Source organism: Paenibacillus lemnae, from assembly GCF_012933385.1.
GTDB lineage: Bacteria > Bacillota > Bacilli > Paenibacillales > Paenibacillaceae > Paenibacillus_AQ > Paenibacillus_AQ lemnae.
This window is the reverse complement of sequence record NZ_JABBPN010000009.1, coordinates 106,615-130,183: the sequence shown is the minus strand read 5'-3', so window position 1 is coordinate 130,183 and position 23,569 is coordinate 106,615. Positions and strand designations below refer to the sequence as shown.

At 50.2% G+C, this 23,569-nt stretch carries 17 protein-coding genes; 15 read left to right on the top strand and 2 right to left on the bottom strand.

The genetic code is table 11. The features are described from left to right. The first annotated feature begins 49 nt into the window (after nt 1-49). The 9 genes from HII30_RS11670 to HII30_RS11630 all read left to right on the top strand — a co-directional run bounded on the left by HII30_RS11670 (nt 50) and on the right by HII30_RS11630 (nt 14,334). Nucleotides 50-2,248, top strand: coding sequence for an alpha-galactosidase (locus HII30_RS11670; RefSeq protein ID WP_169505212.1), 2,199 nt, complete (start codon nt 50-52; stop codon nt 2,246-2,248). A gap of 94 nt (nt 2,249-2,342) precedes the next feature. Beyond that, on the top strand, nt 2,343-3,692 hold the full coding sequence (locus tag HII30_RS11665) for an extracellular solute-binding protein (protein WP_169505211.1): 1,350 nt from the start codon (nt 2,343-2,345) through the stop codon (nt 3,690-3,692). Between the two features lie 254 nt (nt 3,693-3,946). Beyond that, nucleotides 3,947-4,909: an ABC transporter permease gene (locus HII30_RS11660; protein ID WP_169505210.1), complete on the top strand. Its 963-nt coding sequence runs from the start codon at nt 3,947-3,949 to the stop codon at nt 4,907-4,909. After that, complete coding sequence (locus HII30_RS11655) at nt 4,903-5,799, top strand: carbohydrate ABC transporter permease (RefSeq protein WP_211184555.1); 897 nt, start codon at nt 4,903-4,905, stop codon at nt 5,797-5,799. Before HII30_RS11660 ends, HII30_RS11655 begins: the two co-directional genes overlap by 7 nt. A 49-nt stretch (nt 5,800-5,848) precedes the next feature. Then, on the top strand, nt 5,849-7,378 hold the full coding sequence (locus tag HII30_RS11650; RefSeq protein ID WP_169505209.1) for an extracellular solute-binding protein: 1,530 nt from the start codon (nt 5,849-5,851) through the stop codon (nt 7,376-7,378). Nucleotides 7,379-7,420: 42 nt separating this feature from the next. Then, nucleotides 7,421-9,748 (top strand): helix-turn-helix domain-containing protein, encoded by a 2,328-nt coding sequence (locus tag HII30_RS11645; protein ID WP_169505208.1) that lies wholly within the window; start codon nt 7,421-7,423, stop codon nt 9,746-9,748. A gap of 26 nt (nt 9,749-9,774) precedes the next feature. Continuing rightward, a complete protein-coding gene (locus HII30_RS11640; RefSeq protein ID WP_169505206.1) occupies nt 9,775-10,794 on the top strand; it encodes a sialidase family protein in 1,020 nt (339 codons plus the stop codon). 1 nt (nt 10,795) lies between these two features. Then, on the top strand, nt 10,796-11,734 hold the full coding sequence (locus HII30_RS11635) for a dihydrodipicolinate synthase family protein (protein ID WP_246246313.1): 939 nt from the start codon (nt 10,796-10,798) through the stop codon (nt 11,732-11,734). Between the two features lie 317 nt (nt 11,735-12,051). Next, complete coding sequence (locus HII30_RS11630; RefSeq protein ID WP_169505205.1) at nt 12,052-14,334, top strand: FIMAH domain-containing protein; 2,283 nt, start codon at nt 12,052-12,054, stop codon at nt 14,332-14,334. Nucleotides 14,335-14,829: 495 nt separating this feature from the next. Here the strand turns inward: HII30_RS11630 and HII30_RS11625 are convergent, their stop codons facing one another. Together HII30_RS11625 and HII30_RS11620 are read right to left on the bottom strand one after the other, a co-directional pair. After that, nucleotides 14,830-15,681 carry a hypothetical protein gene (locus HII30_RS11625; RefSeq protein WP_169505203.1) on the bottom strand — a complete coding sequence of 284 codons (852 nt, stop codon included), beginning with the start codon at nt 15,679-15,681 and terminating at the stop codon, nt 14,830-14,832. A 27-nt stretch (nt 15,682-15,708) separates the two neighbouring features. Further along, the gene (locus tag HII30_RS11620; protein ID WP_169505201.1) at nt 15,709-16,329 is read right to left on the bottom strand and encodes a hypothetical protein; all 621 of its coding nucleotides are present in this window, start codon (nt 16,327-16,329) and stop codon (nt 15,709-15,711) included. Between the two features lie 649 nt (nt 16,330-16,978). Here HII30_RS11620 and HII30_RS11615 point away from each other — a divergent pair. From HII30_RS11615 to HII30_RS11590, 6 genes are all read left to right on the top strand, one after another. Then, nucleotides 16,979-18,322 (top strand): hypothetical protein, encoded by a 1,344-nt coding sequence (locus tag HII30_RS11615; RefSeq protein WP_169505200.1) that lies wholly within the window; start codon nt 16,979-16,981, stop codon nt 18,320-18,322. 101 nt (nt 18,323-18,423) lie between these two features. Further along, on the top strand, nt 18,424-19,440 hold the full coding sequence (locus HII30_RS11610) for an NAD-dependent epimerase/dehydratase family protein (protein WP_169505199.1): 1,017 nt from the start codon (nt 18,424-18,426) through the stop codon (nt 19,438-19,440). A 1-nt stretch (nt 19,441) separates the two neighbouring features. Further along, nucleotides 19,442-20,515, top strand: coding sequence for a dihydrodipicolinate synthase family protein (locus tag HII30_RS11605; protein ID WP_169505198.1), 1,074 nt, complete (start codon nt 19,442-19,444; stop codon nt 20,513-20,515). A gap of 125 nt (nt 20,516-20,640) precedes the next feature. Further along, nucleotides 20,641-21,321, top strand: coding sequence for an L-serine ammonia-lyase, iron-sulfur-dependent subunit beta (sdaAB, locus tag HII30_RS11600; protein WP_169505196.1), 681 nt, complete (start codon nt 20,641-20,643; stop codon nt 21,319-21,321). A 4-nt stretch (nt 21,322-21,325) separates the two neighbouring features. Next, nucleotides 21,326-22,234: an L-serine ammonia-lyase, iron-sulfur-dependent, subunit alpha gene (sdaAA, locus tag HII30_RS11595; RefSeq protein WP_169505195.1), complete on the top strand. Its 909-nt coding sequence runs from the start codon at nt 21,326-21,328 to the stop codon at nt 22,232-22,234. Further along, the gene (locus HII30_RS11590) at nt 22,231-23,133 is read left to right on the top strand and encodes a Gfo/Idh/MocA family protein (protein WP_169505194.1); all 903 of its coding nucleotides are present in this window, start codon (nt 22,231-22,233) and stop codon (nt 23,131-23,133) included. Before sdaAA ends, HII30_RS11590 begins: the two co-directional genes overlap by 4 nt. Nucleotides 23,134-23,569: the final 436 nt, after the last annotated feature.

Genomic DNA, 23,569 nt, shown 5'->3' with positions numbered 1-23,569 from the left:
GGTTCATATCTGGTGTATAATTCATATCAATATGACACGGAAGGAGATTATGATGATACATATCTCAGAGAATGAAAAGCTGTTTTACCTGGGGAACGATCATTTTGGCTATGCCATGGAAGTTGTAAAAGAGGGGTATTTGGCGCATGTGTACTGGGGCAAAAGTGTGCGTCCATCGTCGCTTCATCGCGTGCTGCAGTACCGGGGCCGAAGTGCAGTCTCGCCGCGGCCTGTGCCGGAAGACCCGTCCTTCTCGCCGGATACGCTTCCGCAGGAATATCCGGCTTACGGGGCGGGGGATTTCCGGAACCCGGCATTTCAGATCAGGCAGCCGGACGGTTCCACCGTTACCGCTTTGAAGTACCGGGCTTACCGGATCACCCAGGGCAAGCCGGAGCTGCAAGGGCTCCCGGCAGTTTACGCTGAAGCTGAAGATGGTGCGCAGACACTGGAGATTGAACTGCTCGATGAGCTGATTGGCCTTCGGGTATTTCTGTCATATACCGTCATTCCCGCATTTAACGCCCTGTTCCGATCTGTGCGGTATGAGAATGGGGGAGAGCTGGAACTGGTCCTTCAGCGGGCGCTCAGTATGAGTGTGGATATGCCGCATGCAGAGTATGAGCTTCTTCATCTGTCAGGAGCCCATCTGCGGGAACGGCATATGCACCAGCGGCGGCTGGAGCCGGGTGCGCTTGTTCTCGAGAGCCGCAGGGGTGCAAGCGGGCACCAGCACAATCCGTTTGCAGCACTGCTGGCACCCGGATCGACAGAGGATGCGGGCGAAGTGTTCGGGTTCAGTCTCGTATACAGCGGCAGCTTTGCCATCCAGGCGGAAGTGGATCAATTTCTGACGACCCGTCTGTCGATGGGCATCAATCCCCTTGGCTTTGGCTGGCAGCTGCAGCCGGGAGAATCTTTTCAGACACCGGAAGTCGTCATGGTCTATTCGGATCAGGGGCTCGGCGGGATGTCGCAGACCTACCACCGCCTGTACCGTGACCGGTTATGCCGGGGCGTGTACCGTGATCGCGAGCGTCCGGTTCTGATCAATAACTGGGAAGCGACCTATTTTGACTTTAATGAAGAGAAGCTGCTCACCATTGCCAAGGCAGGAGCAGAACTGGGCATGGAGCTGTTCGTGCTGGATGACGGCTGGTTTGGCACACGGGATCATGACCGCTCTTCGCTGGGAGATTGGACGGTGCATCGTGACAAGCTGCCGTATGGCCTGAAGGGACTCGCGGAGCAGGTAGAATCCTTCGGCATGTCCTTCGGATTATGGTTCGAGCCGGAGATGGTATCTCCGGACAGTGAACTGTACCGCAGCCATCCCGACTGGTGCCTGCATGTGCCGCAGCGCAAGCGGACAGAGAGCCGTCACCAGCTGGTACTGGATCTGTCTAGGTCTGATGTTTGTGATTATATTGTGGAATCGGTCAGTGATATACTGGCGAGTGCTCCGATCTCTTACGTGAAGTGGGATTTTAACCGCAATCTCACCGAGATCGGCTCCGCCCTGCTCCCTCCGGAGCGTCAGGCGGAAACAGCGCACCGCTATATGCTGGGACTGTATGATGTGCTGGAGCGGATCACACAGCGCTTCCCGGACGTGTTATTCGAGAGCTGTGCCGGAGGCGGAGGCCGGTTTGATCCTGGTATGCTGTTCTACATGCCGCAGGTGTGGACCAGCGATAATTCGGATGCGATCAGCCGGCTGTACATTCAATATGGAACGAGTATGGTGTATCCGGCGGTCACGATGGGCGCGCATGTGTCTGCTGTACCCAACCACCAGGTTGGGCGGAATACGCCGCTGGATATCCGGGGTCATGCAGCGATGTCCGGAAACTTCGGCTATGAGCTGGATCTGACAACATTGTCCTCTGCAGAGAAGGAAGAAGTCCGGGAACAGATCATGCTGTACAAGGAGCTTCGTCCGCTTATCCAGTTCGGGGATTTTTACCGGCTGATGAGTCCATTTGAGCATCGGGAAGCCGCGTGGATGTTTGTGTCACGGGATAAGCAGGAAGCTGCTGTGTTTTATTTTCAGATTGAGGCTGATACGGCAGGCCCATTGAGAAAGCTGAGGCTCAAGGGACTGGATCCCATGAAGGATTACGCGGCCATCGGCTCCGAAGATGAAGTATATGGCGGAGACCACCTGATGGGGATCGGGGTTTCGCTGCCGTATCTTCACGGCGATTACCGGAGCATCTTGTTCCGGTTCCGGCAGGCTGGAGGATAAGGAATTTCATTTTTGCCAAATGTGGATCAGAATCGGTATACTAGAAGAATGAATTGATGAAGTGGTCCAGATTTGGAATAAAAAGGTGGAACATATGGCGAAATCCGACCGATATACGTTTCAGAGCAAAATGAAACACATGATGGCCGATCTGCGGCAAAAAATCAACAGCGGCATTTACGCTCACGGGGAGTACCTTCCGTCTGAAATGACACTGATTGAACTATACAGCCTGAGCAAAAACTCGGTCCGGCAGGCCCTGGACCAGCTGGTACAGGAAGGGCTCATAATCAAGGTACCGAGAGTTGGCACTCAGGTGATTGCTTCCTCCAGGGAAAAGCGAAAAATAAGATTCGGCATGTATCCTTCTCTCTATATGGAAGCAGAGATGGACGCCGTGTTGGCTCTGTTCGGGGAGCGGTATCCGGATACGTCTGTGGAGATCGTTGATCTGCCTTACGAACATCCCGAAAGCATCGCCAATCTGATGAGGCTCGGCATTGTCGATGCCTTGTCGGTCAACATGCAGGATATGATGCATTTTCAGGAGAGCGGAAGTACTGGCCTGTTTCGCACACAGCAGCCCCGTGCGTCTACGTATTCTTTTCTGCATGCTCCGTTTATGGATGATGAAGGACAGCTTGCTGTCCAGCCGTTCATCCACTCACCGGTTGTAATGGCCTACAACAAGGAGCATCTGCGGGAGAAACAGCAGTTTGAGCCGGACAGCAGCTGGAGCTGGGATGAGCTGCAGCATATGCTGCGTTCATTGCGAAGCCCGGGACGCTACAGTTTTGCGCTCCAGCTGTATTCGCTGAACCGTTGGCCGATTTTCCTGATGCAGCAGCGAGAAGCCGGAGATACAGGACCGTCCTGGAGTCAGGCCTGCAAGGGCCTTGCGTGGCTGCGGGGACTGATTCACGAAGAAGGCATGTTTCCGCTGGCTCTGGCGCAGGGAGACTTTGAAGCTGAGAAGCTGTTCAGGGAACAGAAGGTTTCTGTGATCCTGACGACGTATTACATGCTGAACCAGCTGAAAGATGTGGCATTTGCCTTTGATGTGGCGCCGCTGCCGCATTTCGGAAATGGCAGCACGCTGCTGCTCGGCACCGGAATTGGCGTAAACGTGTTGTCCAGAGAGCAGGAGCTGGCTCAATCCTTTGCTGATTTTCTCGTCTCTGACGAGGTGCAGGAACATATCCGCAGACATTCGTACAGCCTGCCGGCAAACCGGTATATGACCGAGAATGTAGATCCGGAACTGGCGGGAAAGCCATCCCGTCTGAATCTGCACCGTGAGCTGGCGCACCTCTACAAAACCTGCCGCGATGTAGGGTTGAGTCTGGATGAGATGATCGCCTTGCGTGAGCAGTTAAAGCATTATTTTTCTTACCTCATGGATGAAGACGAGCTGCTGTCTGTACTGGGCAGCAAGCAGGCCTGAGATTTTTCGACTCATTTAATCCAATAAATATCCGCAGGCAGCGTAAGCGCCTAGCTTGTATCACTTAATCAAAAGCCCTGTTCTCATCCCATGAGAACAGGGCTTTTTCCTGTATAGCGGCAGACAAATGCGTCGGTGTAGAAAATTGCATCATGCATTTTTTTGGATAAATGCATCCTAAACGTCATATTGCTACTGGTCGCCTCGGCCGCCTCCTTTTATCCTTTGACTAATCACAAGAGAGGAGGATGCCTATGAGGGGTCCATCAACATTAACGGAGCCGCAGGTGAATTTCGATGCTAACCCAAGGGTGGAATCGAAGGTCTGGAGGTCCATCAAGAGAAGCAGATTTTATTACCTGATGTTTGCGGTCCCCTTGGTTTATTTCATTGTGTTTCACTACATCCCGATGTTTGGCATCATGATCGCCTTCAAGGATTACAGCGTCTTTAAAGGGATTGCGGGAAGTGAGTGGGTGGGCTTTAAGTATTTTGGAGAGTTTTTGTCCGATCCCTACTTTTACACATTAATCAAGAACACCCTGCTCATCGGTATCTATCAGATTATTTTTGCTTTCCCTGCGCCGATCATTCTGGCGCTGCTGCTCAACGAGCTGCGAAACGGTATGTTTAAACGATTTGTGCAGACCGTCAGCTACCTGCCGCATTTTCTTTCGACCGTGGTGGTGTGCGGGATTCTGGTGAATTTCCTTTCTTATGATGGAATGATTAATCAGTTTCTGCACTGGCTCGGTCTGGAACAAGTGCATTTCTTAATGATTCCCGAGTGGTTCAGATCGATTTATATCAGCTCGGAAATCTGGCAGGGCATTGGGTGGGGGTCTATTATCTACCTGGCAGCGCTGACCAATATTGATCCGCAGCTCTATGAAGCAGCGACCATGGACGGAGCCAACCGGTGGAAACAGGCGAAACATATCACACTGCCCGGCATCGCACCGACGATTATTATTATGTTTTTGTTCAGTATCGGAGCCATCATGGCTGTATCTTTTGAGAAGGTGCTCCTGCTGTCCAATGGATCAAACTTTGAAACCTCGGATATTATAGCCACTTATGTTTACCGGAGAGGTCTGGTCTCTAGTGACTTCAGCTATGCCACGGCCGTAGGATTGTTTAACTCCGTCATTGCCCTGGTTTTCCTGACGATTGGCAATACCATCAGCAAGAAAGTGAGTGAAACCAGCCTATGGTAAAAACACAGCGAAACCTGATCAAAAAAAGTCCGGGCAGCCGCGCTTTTGACATCATCAACGTCATTCTGATGCTGCTGCTGGTGTTCATGACCTTCTACCCGATTTATTATGTGCTCGTCGTTTCACTTAGTGAAGGCAACGCGGTCATGCGGGGTGAGGTTTCTTTCTGGCCGATAGGGTTTAATCTGAGCACTTATGCCTTGATCTTTGAAGATCCGTCGATTCTGCAGTCCTATGGCAACACGATTCTGTACACGGTTGTAGGTACAGCCATTAACGTCATTTGCACCGCCTTTTGTGCCTACCCTTTATCGAAAAAAGAGTTTTACGGCAGAGGGTTCTTCACGCTGCTGATTGTGATTACGATGTTCTTCAGCGGCGGGTTAATCCCTTCATATCTGCTGGTCCAGCATCTGAACATGCTGAATACGATATGGGCTTTGGTCATCCCGGGCGCGATCAGCGTATGGAACATGATTGTGATGCGCACGTTCTTTCAAGGGATTCCCCAGGAGCTGTATGAGTCCGCGTATATCGACGGATCCAGCGAATTTATGTCTTTTCTTAAAATTACCCTGCCTCTATCCAAGCCAATCCTGGCGACGATGTCGATGTTTTATGCAGTAGGTCACTGGAACAGCTTCTTCTCTGCCATGATTTATCTGGACGAGAAGAGCAAGTACCCTCTGCAGATTATCCTGCGCAATATGGTTGTGATGGGTGAGATGTCGAACCAGACACAGGAGCTGGGCGGGGTGTACGCCGCGGTAACAGCAACCAACATCAAGTATGCGGTCATTATCATTGCCGTGCTTCCGATTATTATGGTGTATCCGTTTATTCAGAAATATTTTGTCAAAGGGATGATGATCGGTTCTTTAAAGGGTTGAATTCCGATGCATCGCCACAGATAATCGTACAAAAGGGAGAGGTTGAATAATGAAAAGAAGAAGCAGAGTGATCATGAGTGTGCTGTTAAGTTCCATGCTGATGGTGAGTGCGTGCAGCTCAGGCAAGGCCGAAGAAGGCGCAGCCAGCGGGGAGAACGGGAATGCCGAAGTAACGGTACGATGGATGAGAGGCGAGAATGCGGCCCAAGCCATCAAACAGGACACTCCTGTTCTGAAAGAAATTCAGAAGCAAACCGGGGTGAAGATCAACCTGGAGCCCGTCCCAGGCAGCAATTACGGGGATAAAAAACGCGCACTGCTCGCAACGAACAATATTCCGGACATTATCGGCATCGAGGCGGGTGATGCTGCGGAGTTCGCTGATACCGGTATGTTTGTTACGATTTCAGACTATCTGGATCAAATGCCGAATTTTCAAAAAGTAATGGAGACCAATCCGGAGATCAAAAAGCTGTTCATTGACGGCAAGCTGTACTCTCTTCCTGTAGCGGAAAAGTACAAAATTCAGGGCGGTAAGGCCTTGATGATCCGGTCCGATATTCTGGAAGAACTTAACCTGGAAGTCCCTGCAACATTTGATGAACTATATACGGTCCTGAAAAAAATGAAGGAAGCGTATCCTGAATCTTATCCTTTTTCCACACGGGGCATGTCCTTTATGGATGCCTTCTCGGCTGGAATGGGCAGCGGATACGGAATGTCTTATGATGATAAAACGGAAAGTTATTTCTACGCACAGAACAAGCCGGAATTCAAAGAGGTATTGACCTATTTAAACAAGCTGTACAGTGAGAAGCTGCTGGATCCGGATTTTGCGATTAATACCAAGCAGAATTGGGATGAGAAGCTGAGTACGGGGAGATCCTTTTTCTTCTATGACAACAATTCCTTTGCCGTTAACTATAACTCTGCCCTGCAGTCCAGTGATCCGGATGCCCATTTCGATTTGATTCCTTACTTGAAAAATTCCCACGGGGAGGTTAAGGGCTGGCTGTATCCGAAAGGCTGGCTGCTGGACAATTACGCAATCAGCTCTAAGACGAAGAACCCGGAGAAGCTCATTGCGATGTTTGACTGGATGTACGGCGAAGAGGGAACCCGTGTCACCAACTTCGGTGTGGAAGGGGAGACCTTTGAGATGAAAGACGGGGAAGCCCAGCTGCTTCCGGCAGTACTCGAGAAATACAAGGCTTCCGCCGACCCGGCACGCACCATGATGTCCGAAATTGGAACCGGCCTGCTGGCACTCGCAGTTCATGTGGATGAGACGCCGGTCAAGCAGCTTTCTGATCCCGATCTGGTGGAGTGGGGAGATAAGCTGGTAGAAGACCCGGGAGCTTATTATGCACCCGCTTTAGCGCCATCCTTCACAGACGAAGAGAAGGAAAAGCTGAAGCAGTATACGACAAAAACCTCACCGCTGGAAGAAGATGTGGTAAAGTTCATTATTGGAACGAAACCGTTGAGTGATTTCGAGAAGTGGGCGGAGCAGCTGACGGCTGCAGGCGCAAATGAGATCGAGACCATTTACAACGAGGCGCTGAATCGTACCAAATAAATAATGAGGTAACAGCATTTTCATAAAGGGGGAGAACCGGAATTGAAACAAGTCATAGACAGTATTCGCGTAAACAAGTTCTTTGGCAAAATTCTGTTCTCCTTCTTGTCCTTTTTAATTCCTTTAGTTGTACTAGGGACATTAACGTATACGAACTTTGTCTCCGAGTTAAAGGCAGACTATGCGGATAAACTGCACACGGCCTTAACATCTTCCACAGAAACGGTCAATGCCTACTGGCAGCGGATCCATGAAACACAGGTCGGATTCTTTGGTGATCCATATGTAGCCCGTCTTCTGAAGCCGCAGAAAGGCTGGAGCGATCAGGACAGAAGCAATCTGCCGCAGCTTCAGGCCAGCCTGGTCAGAGCCAAGTTCCATATTAATTCGATCGTGGATGATCTTTTCACTTATGTGGACGATGAGTTTGTGCTGACAGCCAATGGGATTAACGATTTTCAGCCATTTTTCAATAAATTTTATCGTTATCATGGTCTGGACTCACAATTTTGGATTCAGAAACTGGAGTCTGTCCGGTATGTGGAGGTCATGAAGCCCGTCAGGGTGGATACCCTTTTCGATTCAAAAGAAGTGATCACGTACCTGTCTTCAAGCCAAATGGGCGATGACAAAGCGGTGCTGGCCGTCACGGTTCCTGTAAAGACCATTTGGCAGGCTTTTGAGCCTATTCTGGATCCGGGTGTCAGTAAAGTCATTGTTGCAGATGCTTCCGGCGGAACGGTGATGTATTCAGATTCTTTATTCTCCAATGGGACCGCTCTTGGGCATATTGAAGAGGCTTCCGGGGAACAAAACACCTCAACTCCGGTCATAGAAGTGGACGGAAGCAGATACATGACGGATCAGGTTACCATGGATACGCTGGGGTGGACCTTCTATACCGTGACACCAGTGCGTGCTTTTAACCAGCAGGCCTCCGGTATTCTGGAATTTGTCATGAGCTTGTGCCTCATTCTTGGCATTGTCAGTCTGGTGTTTGCCTTCTTGTTCAGTTACCGGTTGTATACACCGATCCGCCGGATCGGCGAAGTGCTTGAGAACAGTTCAGTGGAAGAGGGCGGCACGTCAGGTGCCAAGCATGCCCGGGATTTCCGGCAGATCGGAGATGGCGTAAACCGCCTGCTCCATCACAGAGTTCAACATAAAGGGCAGATGGAGCTGCTGGCCCAGGAGTATCTGGATCAAGTGCTGTTCCAATTGGTGCAGGGCAATGTCCTGCGTGAAGACCAATTTGAGAACCTGAGCAAATTTATGCAGACCCGGCTGCATTTTAAAGAGAACGGGTTCCTGTGCTGTACGGTAAGCATGAAATTCAAGGAACGGTTTATCACGGACATTCAGGATGTTGACCGCATTGTGATTGAAAATAAGATGAAGAATCTGTTTTACGGTTTACTGCGGGAATATGCCTGTCTGTATGTGCTGGAAACCGGAGAATCTTCTTACCTGTGTGTGTTCAATGTGAAGGATTCGAAAGCCGCGGTACAGGTCAAGAAGGGAATGGAGCAATTAGGCGGGATATTCAGCAATGATTGGACGTACTGCCGTCTTCATATCGGAATGGGGACCACGCATCAAGGGGTGGAAGGCATTGCGGAATCCTATCAGGAAGCAGTATCTGCGTTGTACCAGATCGAGGGTGATCCGGACTTCAGTGTAATGGAGTTCAATGACAAGGCTTCGTGCCATGAATGGATTTACACATATGCCGAAGAGAACAGGCTGCTGCAGCTGCTGCGGTTCGGCGACAAAGCCGGAGTCAGCGACTGGGTAGAAGAAATGACAGAACAGCATAAAGAAGCTTACTATTCGCTGAATAAGCTGTATGACAAAATGTTCGAGACCGGCCGAAGGTTCATGCTGGAACGCAACCACGATGCGGATCAATGGATTGCAGAAGAGCATCCTTCTGTCCTCGGTAAAACCGGAACTATAAAAGGTTCACCAGAGGAGCGGAAGCAGGTACTGATCCAATTCCTGCATCATGCGATGGACCAGGTATCTGAAGCCTTTAAACCGCAGAAGTCCAGTGATCTGGCTGCCGCTATTAAGACATACGTTGAAGAAAACTTTACCCAGGATCTGCATCTGGAGAAAATTTCGGAGGAAATGGGCCTCTCGCTGAAATATGTCTCCCGTCTGTTTAAAGAAAGCTACAACATGAACATTACGGGGTTCATCAGTGAACTGCGTGTGGAGAAGGCCAAGGAGCTGCTGCGCGACACCGATCTGCCGATCACGGCAGTCTCCAAGCAGGTCGGTATCTTTGACCGGACGACATTCCTGCGCACGTTCAAAAGATTAGAGGGCGTTTCTCCGAATGATTACCGGAAGCAGATCAGGGCATAAACCATAGCCGAAAGTAGGGAAGGCCCATGACGAACGTTATTGCTGAAAAACAATTTATTTTTGAAGAACCGCAGCCTTTTCGCAGCTGTCATGCATCTACGGTAGCAGTGCTCGCTAACAATAACGTCCTTGCCGCCTGGTTTGGAGGCACTTATGAGAAGGCGAAGGATGTGGCGATCTGGATGTCTGTCCGCACGGACGGGGAGTGGAGCATTCCTCAAAAAGCTGCAGATGAAGAAGGGATTGCCCACTGGAATCCGGTGCTCCATGTACATGATGACGAGATCTCCCTCTACTATAAGGTTGGCCATGAAATTGTAGATTGGTATACCCGGGTCATCCGCTCTACAGACGGCGGCCGGACTTGGACGGAGCCGGCAGATCTTGTGCCCGGAGATATTGGAGGCCGTGGGCCTGTAAGAAACAAGCCGATTACACTTGCGGATGGAGCGATCCTGGCGCCGTCCTCGATTGAGAGACGGGATCCCCTTCTGCCGGGCAAAGAAATTTGGGAGGCATTTGTCGATATCTCCCAAGACGGCGGCCGGACCTGGAAGAAAAGCAGTTCGGTGCCAATGGATCTGGAAAGCTATGTGGGTGCGGACCACTGGATTGCCAAGGGGCTGATTCAGCCTACGCTTTGGACCACTGGTCTGAACTCCGTTCATATGCTCCTGCGCAGTACAGAGGGCTCTATCTTCCGGAGTGACTCCGAAGATGGCGGACAGAGCTGGTCGAAGGCCTATCCGACGGGCCTGCCCAACAACAACTGCGGCATTGACGCCGTTCAATTGGAAGACGGGACGCTTGCCCTTGTGTTTAATCCGGTTCAGGGCTTTGCTACGGACAGTCCGAGAACGCCGCTCGTACTTCAGTTCTCCAGAGATAACGGGGAATCATGGGGAGATGAGATCGTGCTTGAGAATGAGCCGGGTGAATATTCCTATCCAGCTATCGTAGCAAAGGGCAGGGATATGTATATTACCTACACCTGGAAGCGGACGCGGATCGCTTTCTGGAAAATCACACAGCGGAGCTCGAACTGATATGGACAACATCAAGATGATTCCGTCAGGAGTGTGGCCCACCATGCTGACGCCGTTCACCGAGGAAAACCGGGTGGATTGGGTCAGTCTGGAGCGTTTGATCGAGTGGTATATCGACCAGGGTGTACACGGGCTGTTTGCTGTCTGCCAGTCCAGTGAAATGTTTCATTTATCGCTGGAAGAGAGGGCGGGGATCGCTGCCTTTGTTGCCCAAATTTCAGATGGACGGGTACCTGTGGTGGCGTCCGGTCATACTGGTGAGTCCTTTGATGAGCAGACAAAAGAACTTCAGACTATGGCGGATACTGGAATTGATGCTTTAGTGCTGATCTCAAATCGCCTGGTTTCCGAGCAGGAAGGTGACGATCTGTTTCAGCAGCGGCTGGAAATGCTGCTGGCGGAGCTGCCTTCCGATCTGCCGCTCGGCTTCTACGAATGCCCTTTTCCTTATAAAAGACTGCTGAATCCGAAGCTTCTTGAATATATATCCGGCACGGGACGGTTTCAGTTTCTGAAAGACACCTGCTGTGACGCGGAGGAGATCAAGAGGAGACTGGAAGTGATCCAAGGGTCCGGCATGAAGCTGTTTAATGCCAATACAGCTACGCTGTGGGAAAGCATAGGCTGTGGCGCATCGGGGTACAGCGGAATCATGGCCAATTTTCATCCATCATTATATGTGCGGCTGTGGGAGCAGCGGGATCAGGAGCCGGAGCTCTGTGAAGAGCTGGCTGCGTTCCTGACAGTGACCTCCTGGATTGAGAAGCAGGGCTATCCGGTAAATGCCAAGTATCATCTTATGCTGGAGGGCATCGTGAATCATACGAACAGCCGGGTGAATCCGGCTGCCCGGCTAAGCGGTACCGCGCGCCGTGAAGTAGAACAATTCCGCATCGTGAATGATATTTTATTGAAGCGTTATGTCTCCGGAGCACGCTGAGCGTCCTGCCAGAGCAGGGTTGTCTTAAAGCAGGTTTGCTGTTTGCGGGAGGAGCCGATTGACTAGGTTAGGTCAGCCAGCATGTTCTGGCTGGCCTTTTTAGTATCTTATAACCTTGAAAAAAGTGCCTATCGTAAGATATTTAAAACCAGATAAGAACCAGTTGACAGCCCGGAAGAGCTGTGATAAATTCTTTGCAACCAAAAGAACTACATAAATACCAAGTCATCGATAATGCGCTTACATGGAAGGAGATGAGATACCAGCTTCGACAAGGGAAATGTTCAACATTCCAAAAAAGAAATGAGGATGAAATGATGAATGTAACGCACAGCAAGCTTCCCGCGAAGAAGGGGCTGCGGCTGCACAGCTTGTGTATCGCCCTTTGTGTCTCGTTATTGTCAGCCGTATTGTTTCCGGGAAACGCCTCGGCAGCGATTGGTAAAACATACAGCGAACCGATCGATCTCGGGTCTCCCATGCAAAGTGTTGCTATTTATGATGGGGCATTTGGTGTCCAGGATGGACGGGAAGTCATGTATACGACGGTTAGCGGAAAGCCGGCTATTTTTCATGTGATTGATTTGAAATCCAAAGAAGTACTGGGCACGCATCCGTTAACCGGATCGGAAAGCTCCTGGACCCATATTACGACACCTGACGGCACCGTATATATCGGGGGCAATGGCACCTTATATTCCTATTCTCCCGTAACGAAAGAACTCAAAAATCTCGGCGGTATCGGCGAACAGGTCGTGTACGGCTTATCACATGATGAACAAGGACGTGTGTATTTCGGTTCTTATCCGAATGCTAAAGCGGGTCGTTATGACCCATTAACAGGGGAAATGAAGGATTACGGCATTGTCGGCACAGGCCAGAGCTACAGCCGTTCCACGGCCTATTATGATGGATACTTGTATGTTGGAATCGGCATTGAAGGCAGCATCGTAAAAATGAATGTGGAGACCGGTGCGAAAGAGACGATCGCGCTCCCGTCCTATGGCGGAGCGGTCGACATCGGCATGGTGAACCAGCTGGATGTGGCGGGCAAATATCTTGTGGCCGGCATCAACAAAGGAAACAGTGCACTGGTGTTTTACGATCTGGAGCAGCAGCAGTGGAGTGAAACGTATCATCTGAACAACAAAGGCATCCGTCTCTCCTACGGACCGGAGGGCAGCAATACGATTTATTTTGTGCAGAACAATCATCTGATGGAAGTGGATCTGGACACTCTTGAAGCTGTGGATACCGGCGTCGTGTATGGAACATTCCTGCGCAATACGGCATGGGTTGAATTCCCGAATGATCCGGATCTGCCTGGTGTCTCGCTAGCCACCGTTCAGTTTGGCGGCAGTGTAGCTTATATGAACCTGGAGACGAAAAAGGTGAAATTGATTCCTTATCCAGTTCAGGGCAACCCGATTCCGATCCAGACAATGGAGAATGGTCCGGATGGACGTCTGTTTATCAGCGGATATCCGGGCGGTACCGGCTCAGCGTATTCGATTGACGATAATGCATTTGAAACCTTCCCGATGGGGCAGGCGGAAGGCATGACAGCCTTAAATGGCAAAATGTACATGGGCGTTTATCCGGGCGCGGACATTTTTGAATATAATGCAGAAGATCCAACACAGCGCAGAAGCCTGTTCAAGATAACCGGACAGGATCGTCCGTTCATCATGAGAGCGGCCGAAGGCAAGCTGTTTATCGGCACCATTCCGGATTACGGCAAGCTTGGCGGGTCTCTGACCATTTATGATCCTGCGGACGGCAGCTCCTATACCGAGTACAAGAATGTCATCAACAACCAGGCAATTTCCGGTATCGCTGTGAAAGATGGCAAGGTGTACGGTTCCACCACTGTTGCAGGCGGTCTCGGTATTAATCCTTCCGAGCCAGCAGCGAAAATGTTCATCTGGGATATCGCAACAGGGGAAGTGGAGAAGGAGTGGGTACCTTCTATTGAAGGTGCAGCGTCTGCGCCCCAAATCATCAGCGGCACCAGCTTCGGTCCGGACGGACTGCTGTGGGCGGCATTTGACGGAACGGTATTCGCCGTCGACCCGGCCACTGGGCAGGTGGTAAAGAGCAAGACGATTTATGAAGATGTTGAAAACTACGGCAGATGGCGGCCGGTCTACTTGCGCTGGAGCGATGACGGTCTCATGTACCTGACCCTCGCCGGGCAAGTGACGGTAGTCGATCCGGCAACAATGGAGCATCGGACGCTGGCGGAATCCCAGCATGTGAACCTGGGGCATGACGGCAACATTTATTTTACGAACGATACACAGTTAATGAAGATTGAAGTTTCCGATGCTGCAGCCGAGCCGGACACCGTGCAGGCCTTGATGGATGACATCGAATCCTGGAAAGCACAAGGAGATATCAGCCATCCGGTCAGCAAACAGATCGGTAATGCGCTGAAGCAGGCACAGCGAAAACAGCAGCAGGGGAAACAGGTTCAGGCAGTGAAGCACTTGAAGGATGCGCTGAAGCATCTGGATCGAGCGAAGTCTGGTCAAATCTCAGAAGAAGCACGAGCGGATATCAAGCAGCGTATTGGAATTTTCGTCAACGTGTGGTCCTGAGTGCGGCTGGTGTGCTGCAGCTTATTAAGATGAAACGAACCAAGGTTTTTAACAGAGGTGATTCCTGTATTGAACAGGAATCATCATATACAATGTACGCACAGTCCAGCATGAGCGTAGATTATAAATGATGAAAGTCCTGAACCGAGGATTTCGAATTTGGAAGCGAATACACGATCCACAAGTACATGAACTCAATTTGAGGTAAGGTTAGTAGGGTGACTAAACATATTTGAAATCCGAAGTCGCCAGGAGTTAGTTTTGTAAATGCGTGGGAGATGTCTCGAAAATATAAACAATGCCCTTCCAACTTCCTATTGGAAGCGAAAGGGCTGAAATGTTTGCTTTTTTGAGATTAGAGCAGTGGTAACTTCTTTGGAACCGCCGTATACGGACCCACTTGTATGGTGGTGTGAGCGCACGAAGGCTAGGCACTTCTTTCTGCTCGATTTCTTTCGTTTTAGTCTTTGAAAACCAGAAACTAAAGATAAACATTTACTTTTTAAATTGTGGCCCCTCAATCCCATTGGAGTTTTCTTCAGAAGGCTCAGCTGTAATACCTTCTTCAATTGTTGCCTGAACTTTGTCCTCACTAGCAGCTGATTCTTGACTCTCTGGTTGAGTTCTTGTCCAAGTTTCATTTTTTAAAACTGGGGATTGCCACCAAAAAAAATCACGATATACTAGGTCTGCAGTCAAATACAATAGCTTCGAGCTATCACTTTCATCGAAAATAGTCAGCTCATATTGGGATATTCCAATACCCTTGACATCATTAAGTGAAGTGATCCACTCTTCAATTTTTGGAATGAGACTGTTCACTTCTAAGTTATTCGCTGTAAGTGATATAGCAGCCATCTTCCCTCCAAGTGCATTATCCGTAACATCCACTGACTGTACAATCACACCATTTTTTTTCAATTCACTGTACACTGCCTCTTTTACTATTTCGGAATCCAAATTCCCTACAATTTTAGATGAGAAATCGGGTATCTGAGTAATGTCATTAGAAACTCCATCATAAATTTTTTGACCATTTATTCCTGTGATTGTGAGATCAACATTTTTGATTTGGCTTAATCCATTGGCCTCGCTTCTCAATTCATTTCGGATTTTTCGAATGGTCCTAATGTCCTCTATACTTGCTTTGTTAGAATTTGAAATAGATTTTGTTTCGATTCTTAAATTCTCATCTTTGACGTTAATTTCCGAAATACTCACTCCTTCCTTGATTAGCTGAGCCTGGATCATTTGAGTTGGGCTTTCTGCAGAAATATGATTCATGTAAACTGCTCCACTCAAAACAAAAAATGCTGAAACAACAAGAAGCCATTTCATATTCCTCATTTAATTTCCCTCCTTAGGTGATGAAGACTAAGGTCCGTAAACCCTGAAATTTGCATTGTTGGTTTTACTGACCCAATAAGGACTTTGTGCTGTTGGGGCTGTATCATTTACGGTCCAGATTCCACTTGAATTTTTATAAGATACACTTGTAAATCTAAACGGTCCTAACTGCGTATTTGTTGCATGACTTTCAGCATTTGCTTGAACATTATTGTAAGTTCCAAGGTTCCAACTTCCTTTATCATAACCGCCAATATATCCGTGCCATCTACCATCTGCACCTTCATACTGTACTGTATACTGAATTGAGGTATCTAATAAGTGTGTACCCACTTCGTCTAAGCCATGAATACCATTATACGTATGTTCAATATAAGTCCTAAATCCTGAATATCCAGAATAATATCGGATTCCAGTTTGAATCCAATCATCTGTCGAAGTAATATTTGAAACCCATGCAGATTCACCATTGTTACCTAGACTAGGATAAGATGTGGGTGTTTTAATATACGCATACATACCTAGATACGTAGTACCTGGTTTAGTAACGCCCGCATACCAACTAGCTGCATGCGTATAACTAGCTCCTGTACTTAATACAAATACAAAAAAGAGTGAGAATAGAGCAGCAGTCGTCTTTTTGACCATAATTCCACTTCGCATCCTTTCGTTATAGATTGTAAGATAACTTCCTAAAGGTGGAAAATATATAATGACCTCCTTTTTATATATTGGAAGTATTATCCTATTTAATGTATAGAACGCTATAAATATAAAAAAGTTATAAAATTTATTAGAATTTATATTTTTTATGAAAACTAAAAGGTGTTTCAAAATAAATTGGATATTTGAAGGAAGAAAGATTTTGCGGGCGAGTATGGTTATGACTCTAGTTTCGGACAGTGAAACAAACTTAGACTGAGAACTGGCATCGGTATTTACCGGTCTCGCTTTTTTTATGTACGTCCAGTTAGGGCGTCATCAATAAGGTTGAAGTCCCGAACCTAGGCTTTCGAACACTTACTGTTAGCTAAGAGTATGGGGTCGCCGTGAGGTGAAATTTGAAGGAAGCAGGAAGCAAATACACGAGCTAAGGACACGAACTCAATTTGAGCAAGGCTAGTTGGGTGACTGAGGGTCTGTTAAAACTTGTTTTTAAGATTCTCAACATCCAAAGCTGCTATATAGAGGAGACATATGAGTTTCGTCTATCTAAACCGATGATTGCATCTTTGCAGCCGGCCGCATTATGATGTAGGAAAGCAGACCCACAGGAATGAAGCGGGAGTGATCAGGAATGACGGACAAGCAGCAGCAAGCGGCCCAGCAAATCCGAATTGGCATTATCGGGCCTGTCAATATTGTGGAGCAGATGATGCGGGTGGTGGAAAACTTCCCCTCGTTTGCTCCGGTTCCGAGAGTTTTTGAACGGGAGGAAGAAGCACCAGCGCTGGCTGCAGAGATCAGCGGAGATGTAGAGGTGCTGTTTCTGTCGGACCCGCTGTCCCACCGGAAAGTGAAAGAACAGCTGACCCTCAGCATCCCAGTGATTCACGTGCCGGTCACAGATGCAGGGCTGTTTCGCGCCTTGTTCTATGCGCTAAAATCGGGGCTGCTGACCGGAGGCTTCTCCGTCGACAGCCTGACCGAGACGATGGTCAAACGCAGCCTGAAGGACATGAACATGCAGGATGCGGACGTCCGCATCTACGACGGCCCAGCGTATGCCTCACCGCGTCAGCTGGCGGATTTCCATGAACATCAGTATCGTTCCGGAATCGGCTGCATCGCCTTTACCGGTCTGGAATCGGCTGCCGAAGAGCTGTCTGACAGAGGGATACCTAATGTGTGGCTACGTCCCTCGGATCAGGATATTATCGTATCCCTGGAGCGTGCGCTGCTGTCCACCAGCTCGAGACGAAGCCGGGAAAGCCAGATCGTGGTCGGCATGATCAATGTCGATGATTTCAGCACCGAGGCGTTAAAGCGCAGCACCGAGCATGAGGTGCAGAAGCTGAAGCTGGATATTCACCGGATGGTGCTGGATTATGTGGAGGCGCTGGACGGATATTTGACACATATGGGCGGAGATGAGTACTTGTTTTTTACAACCCGCGGGATATTTGAGCGGGAGAGCGGCGGGTACAAGAACATTCCACTGGCGAAGGATATGAACAAAACGCATGGCATTTCACTCAGCATTGGCATGGGCTTTGGCCGGACAGCAAGCCTGGCAGGGACCAACGCCCGGATTGCGATGCGCAAGGCGAAGGAAGCCGGAGGCAATGCCTGCTTCATCGTCCGGGAGGACGGGACGCTGATCGGACCGCTGGAAATGGCAGATCCCGTGCAGGATGTGCTTTCTTTTACTGATGGGGATCTCATCAAGCAGGCGGAGGATGCCGGCATGACCAGTGCCTATTTGAGCAAACTGCTTCACCAGCGTGCACGTTTTGGCAAATACGAGTACAAGGTGCATGAGCTGGCGAGCCTGCTGGATATTACGGTGAGAAGCGCGCATCGGCTGCTGCTGCTATGGATTGACAGCGGACTGGTCGAGATTTCGGGATTGGAGAAGGTGCCCCGCGGTCGGCCGAGACAAATCTTCCGCTTTGTTTTTTTGCAGAAAGAAATTTCGTAATGTGCTTTTTCTGTCGATTTAAAGACGATTTAAAGATTTGTCTTTATATCCATGGTCTCGTTATGATGTAGTAGAGATGAAATCATGAGGAGATGAATAATGTGAGAACGGTAGCGGAATTGGAAGCCAAGCTGGCTGAGCCTTCAAAGGCGTTAATAGAGGATCTTGGAGCGATGGAAGGCGATATTCTGATTCTTGGTGTTGGCGGCAAAATGGGACCCAGCCTGGCCAGACTGGCAGCCAATGCAGTCAAGGAGGGCGGATTGAACAAGCGGATTATCGGCGTATCCCGGTTCTCCAATGCAGAGGCGCGGCGCGAGCTGGAAGACGCGGGCGTTGAGACGATCTCCTGCGATCTGCTGAACGACGAAGAACTTCAGAAGCTGCCCGATGCGGCGAATGTGATCTACATGGCGGGCAATAAATTCGGCACGACCGGACGAGAGTATTTCACATGGGGAATGAATGCGTATCTTCCAGGCCGTGTAGCCGAGAAATATAAAAATTCCCGGATTGTCGTGTTTTCTTCAGGCAACGTATACCCGTTCTCCCCAGTTGGAAGCGGCGGTGTGAACGAATCGGTGTCTCCGGAGCCGATCGGGGAATACGCACAATCTTGCCTGGGCAGAGAGCGTGTGTTTGAATATTTTGCCCACCAAAATGAGACCCCGATGACGATCTACCGTCTAAATTATGCAATCGATATGCGTTATGGCGTTCTGCTCGAGCTGGCGAAGGCGATCCAGGAGGGGCGCGAGATCGACCTGACCATGGGTCATGCGAACGTGATCTGGCAGGGAGACGCGAACGAAATGGCACTGCGCTGCCTGAACCACTGCGGCACGCCGCCGACCATCATGAACATTACCGGACCTGAGACGATGTCAATCCGCTGGGCGGCAGGCGAGCTGGCGAAGCGTTTGGGCAAGGAAGCGCTGTTTACAGGTACCGAATCGGATACTGCGCTGCTTAATAATGCGAGCAAATCCCATCAAGTGTTCGGCTACCCGCGGGTTTCCCTGCTGCAGCTGATCGACTGGACGGCAGAATGGGCGCTGGCTGGCGGCGACACATGGAATAAACCGACCCACTTCCAGGAACGAAAGGGGAAATTCTAACATGGATCGCAGCAGCAAGCTCTCACCACAAAAAGCGAAGGCACTCGCCGAAGGTCTTGTCATTCCGGCCCACCCGCTCGCGCTGAACAGTGACCGCAAGCTGGATGAACGTCGTCAACGCGCGCTGTCCCGGTATTATGCAGCTTCCGGTGCAGGCGGTATTGCGGTAGGTGTGCATTCCACCCAATTTGAAATTCGTGACAAAGGCATTGACCTTTACGAACCCGTACTGCGCCTGGCCGCCGAGGAAGTTCAAAAGGCCAACCTGGATACTCCATTTATTATGGTAGCCGGAGTATGCGGACCGACAGAACAGGCGATACAAGAAGCAAATACAGCCAAAAACCTCGGGTACGATGCTGCGCTTCTGTCCATGGGCGGGTTGTCCAGTATGAGCGATGACGAGATTCTGAAAAGAACGGAAGAGATCGCGTCGATAATGCCGGTGATCGGATTCTATCTGCAGCCATCGGTTGGCGGCAAAATCTTCAGCTTCGACTTCTGGCTCCGCTTTGCCGAAATTCCGAATGTTGTGGCGATCAAAATGGCTCCTTTTAACCGTTATCAAACGATTGATGTGGTGCGCGCAGTATGCTACTCCAGCAGACGGGATGAAATTTCCCTCTATACCGGGAATGATGACAACATCATCAATGATCTCCTGACCACTTACCGCTTTAACGTAAACGGGGAAATTGTTGAAAAACCGGTGATTGGCGGTCTGCTCGGTCACTGGGCTGTATGGACACGCAAAGCGGTGGAGCTGCTGGAGGAGATCAAGCAGGTACGGACAGCTGGAGGATCCATTTCGCCGGAATGGCTGACCCGTAATGTGGAAGTCACGGACAGCAATGCCGCTTTCTTCGACCCGGCCCACCAGTTCCACGGCTGCATCCCCGGCATTCATGAAGTGCTGCGCCGCCAGGGACTGCTTGAGGGCACCTGGTGCCTCAATCCGAATGAGACGCTGTCACCAGGCCAGGCGGAAGAGATCGACCGGGTGTACCGCGATTACCCGCACCTGAATGATGACGATTTTGTTCGCGAGAACCTAGCACACTGGCTCGCCAACTAGCTTAAAATATATCAAAGAATAGAATAACCAAGCGGGATGAGCCTGCACGAAGATAACGTCCAGTCTGGTTCATGCGTGGTCTTTGCCAGCAGGTCATCCGGTTTAACACAAAGGAGGGAAACGCCGTGCGTTTTAAAGATGTGTTTTCCATTATTGGACCCAGCATGGTCGGCCCGTCCAGTTCCCATACTGCGGGGGCTGTGCGTATCGGCAGGGCGGCGCGGCGCATTTTTGGAGCGTTTCCCGATCAGGCAGAGATCGTGTTCTACGGCTCTTTCGCGGAAACGTACCGGGGCCATGGCACCGATCTGGCGGTTGTCGGCGGATTGATGGACTACGCCACCGATGATATCCGGATCCGCAGCTCGATGGCCCTTGCGGAAGAAGCGGGGATGAGGCTGAAATTCAAGACCGCCCAGAATGCAGCCTATCACCCGAATACCGTGATGCTGAAGCTGAAAAAGCATGGCGGCCGGGAAGATATCATCCTCGGTGCATCCATCGGCGGAGGAAACGTAGAACTGCTTGGCATTAACGGATTTGACGTCAAATTTACGATGAACTACCCGGTGCTGATTGTATTTCACAAGGATACGCCCGGAATGGTCGCTCACATTTCAAGAATACTGGGTGAGGGCGGCGTAAATATCGGTTACATGGATGTGGACCGAAAGGGGCGCGGCGGAGAGGCCGTCACGGTGGTCGAAACCGATGAAGCGGTACCGGAGGAGCGGATGGATGTTATTCGCAGCTTGTCTTACGTTCATCGTGTTGTTTTTGCCGATCTGACATCAGAGGAGGCGTAAATGCATGAAATTTCAGACACTCGCACAGCTTGTGGACATATGCCGTGAAGACGGAGTTACCATTGGTCAGCTCATGCTGTCGGAACAGGCAAAAGAAACCGGCAAAAGTGAAGAAGAAACATTCCGTCTAATGGCGGACTATTACAACATTATGAAAGAAGCGGTCCACCGCGGAATTCATGAACCTGTGCCTTCACGCAGCGGGTTGACCGGCGGAGATGCCGTACGCGTCACGGATTATATGGGGAGCGGCGTGACTTCCCTGGGGGCCGAGGCGTGTACGGCTCTTGCTTATGCGCTGTCCGTCTCGGAGGTGAATGCCTCGATGGGACGCATTGTAGCGACACCGACCGCGGGATCCTGCGGTATCATTCCCGGCGTGTTCGTCAGCTCCCAGGAGCGGTTCCAATGGGATGACGATCATCTGGTCATGGGGCTGTTCGCTGCTGGGGCGATCGGCTACGTCATTGCCAACAATTCATTTATCTCAGGCGCAGAAGGGGGCTGCCAGGCAGAGGTAGGGTCTGCCATCGGCATGGCTGCCGGGGCACTGACCGAGCTGCGCGGCGGCACACCGGAGCAGGCGGTGCATGCGGTAGGCCTGGCGCTCAAAAATTCACTGGGCCTGATCTGCGATCCGGTTGGCGGATTAGTGGAAATCCCCTGTATTGTCCGCAACGGATTCGGGGCGGTTACCGCGCTTGCAGCGGCCGATATGGCGCTGGCCGGCGTTCGGAGCGCTATTCCGTCTGATGAAGTGGTCGAGGTCATGCTGGAGGTTGGGACGGCAATGCCTGCCAAACATCGGGAGACCGCCAAGGGCGGTCTTGCCCAGACACCAACCGGAAAGAAAATTTTAAAAGACCTCTATGGCAAAGGCAGCAAGAAGCCGAAAAAGGATGGCAATCAATGAGCAGGATCAGGATTGGCCTGATCGGCCTGGATACTTCGCACTGTGTTGCTTTCACCAAGCTTCTGCATGATGAGGAGCAGGAGTTTCATGTGCCGGGAGCTGTCGTCACCGCCGCCTATCCAGGCGGCTCTCCGGACTTTCCGCTCTGCATTTCGCGGGTAGAAGGCTTCACTGCACAGGTCCGGGACGGGTTCGGCGTTCAGATCATGGATACGCCAGAGGGGGTGGCCGAACAATGTGATGCGCTGATGCTGCTGTCTGGAGACGGCCGGACACACCTGGAGCTGCTGCGCAGAATAGCCCCTTACGGCAATCCGGTATTTATTGACAAGCCGCTTACCATCTCATCGGCAGAAGCGGAAGAAGTTCGCAGGACGGCAGAGCAATACTGCATACCCGTCATGAGTGCCTCGTCTCTCCGTTATGCGCTGAGTCTGACCCGGGAGCTGGAACAGCAAGTGGAAGTCCCGGTAATAGGGGCAGATGTGTACGGACCGATGGAGGTGCAAAGCACACAGTCCCATTATTTCTGGTACGGCATTCATGCTGCTGAAATGCTGTTTACCATTATGGGACCGGGTTGTCTGGAGGTGTATGCCGCCTCCACGAAGGATCACGAACTCATCACTGGAATCTGGCAGGACGGACGGATCGGAACCGTGCGGGGAAACCGCAGCGGCAATGACGGTTTTGGGGCCATGATTCACCGCAAGGGAGCAACGGCATATGTAGATGTTCAATCCTCCGGCAAACCCTTCTACGCAGATCTGCTGGAAAGAGTCATGCTGATGTTCCGGACCGGAAATCCGTCACTTCCGCTCGCTCATTCGATAGAGGTCATCCGTTTTCTGGAGGCCGCCGAAGAAAGCCGGGATAAAGGTAATCCTATCTCTTTGTAACTAAAAAGGACGGCGACGGAAATCTGTCCCGTTTTTTTTATTTAGAACCTTCCACGGCCAGGTAAACTTGATGAGAGAGTGTACAAGAATAGAGGAGTTTGAGAAAGAGAATTTCACTGAAAAATGAGGAATGAATTTTTTGTATTTCTACCACTTTAGCATTTTCTACACTCAAAAAACGTTGATATACCAACGTTTTTTGTGATTTACATATTAAACACCCTTCAAAAAGACAGGCGGATGAAATACGGCTCTTTACCTTCTGTGAAAGCGTTTTTATTATGGGGGTGGGTAGAGAAAATGAATTTCACAGGTCATCATCAGAAACTGGAATTCACCATTTTCGCCTCATCATTTGATGATGCAGGATGGCCGAAAGGAGGAGTCAAAAACATACATCCCTTTCTTTATTAAAACAGATCGGGACATGACGAAG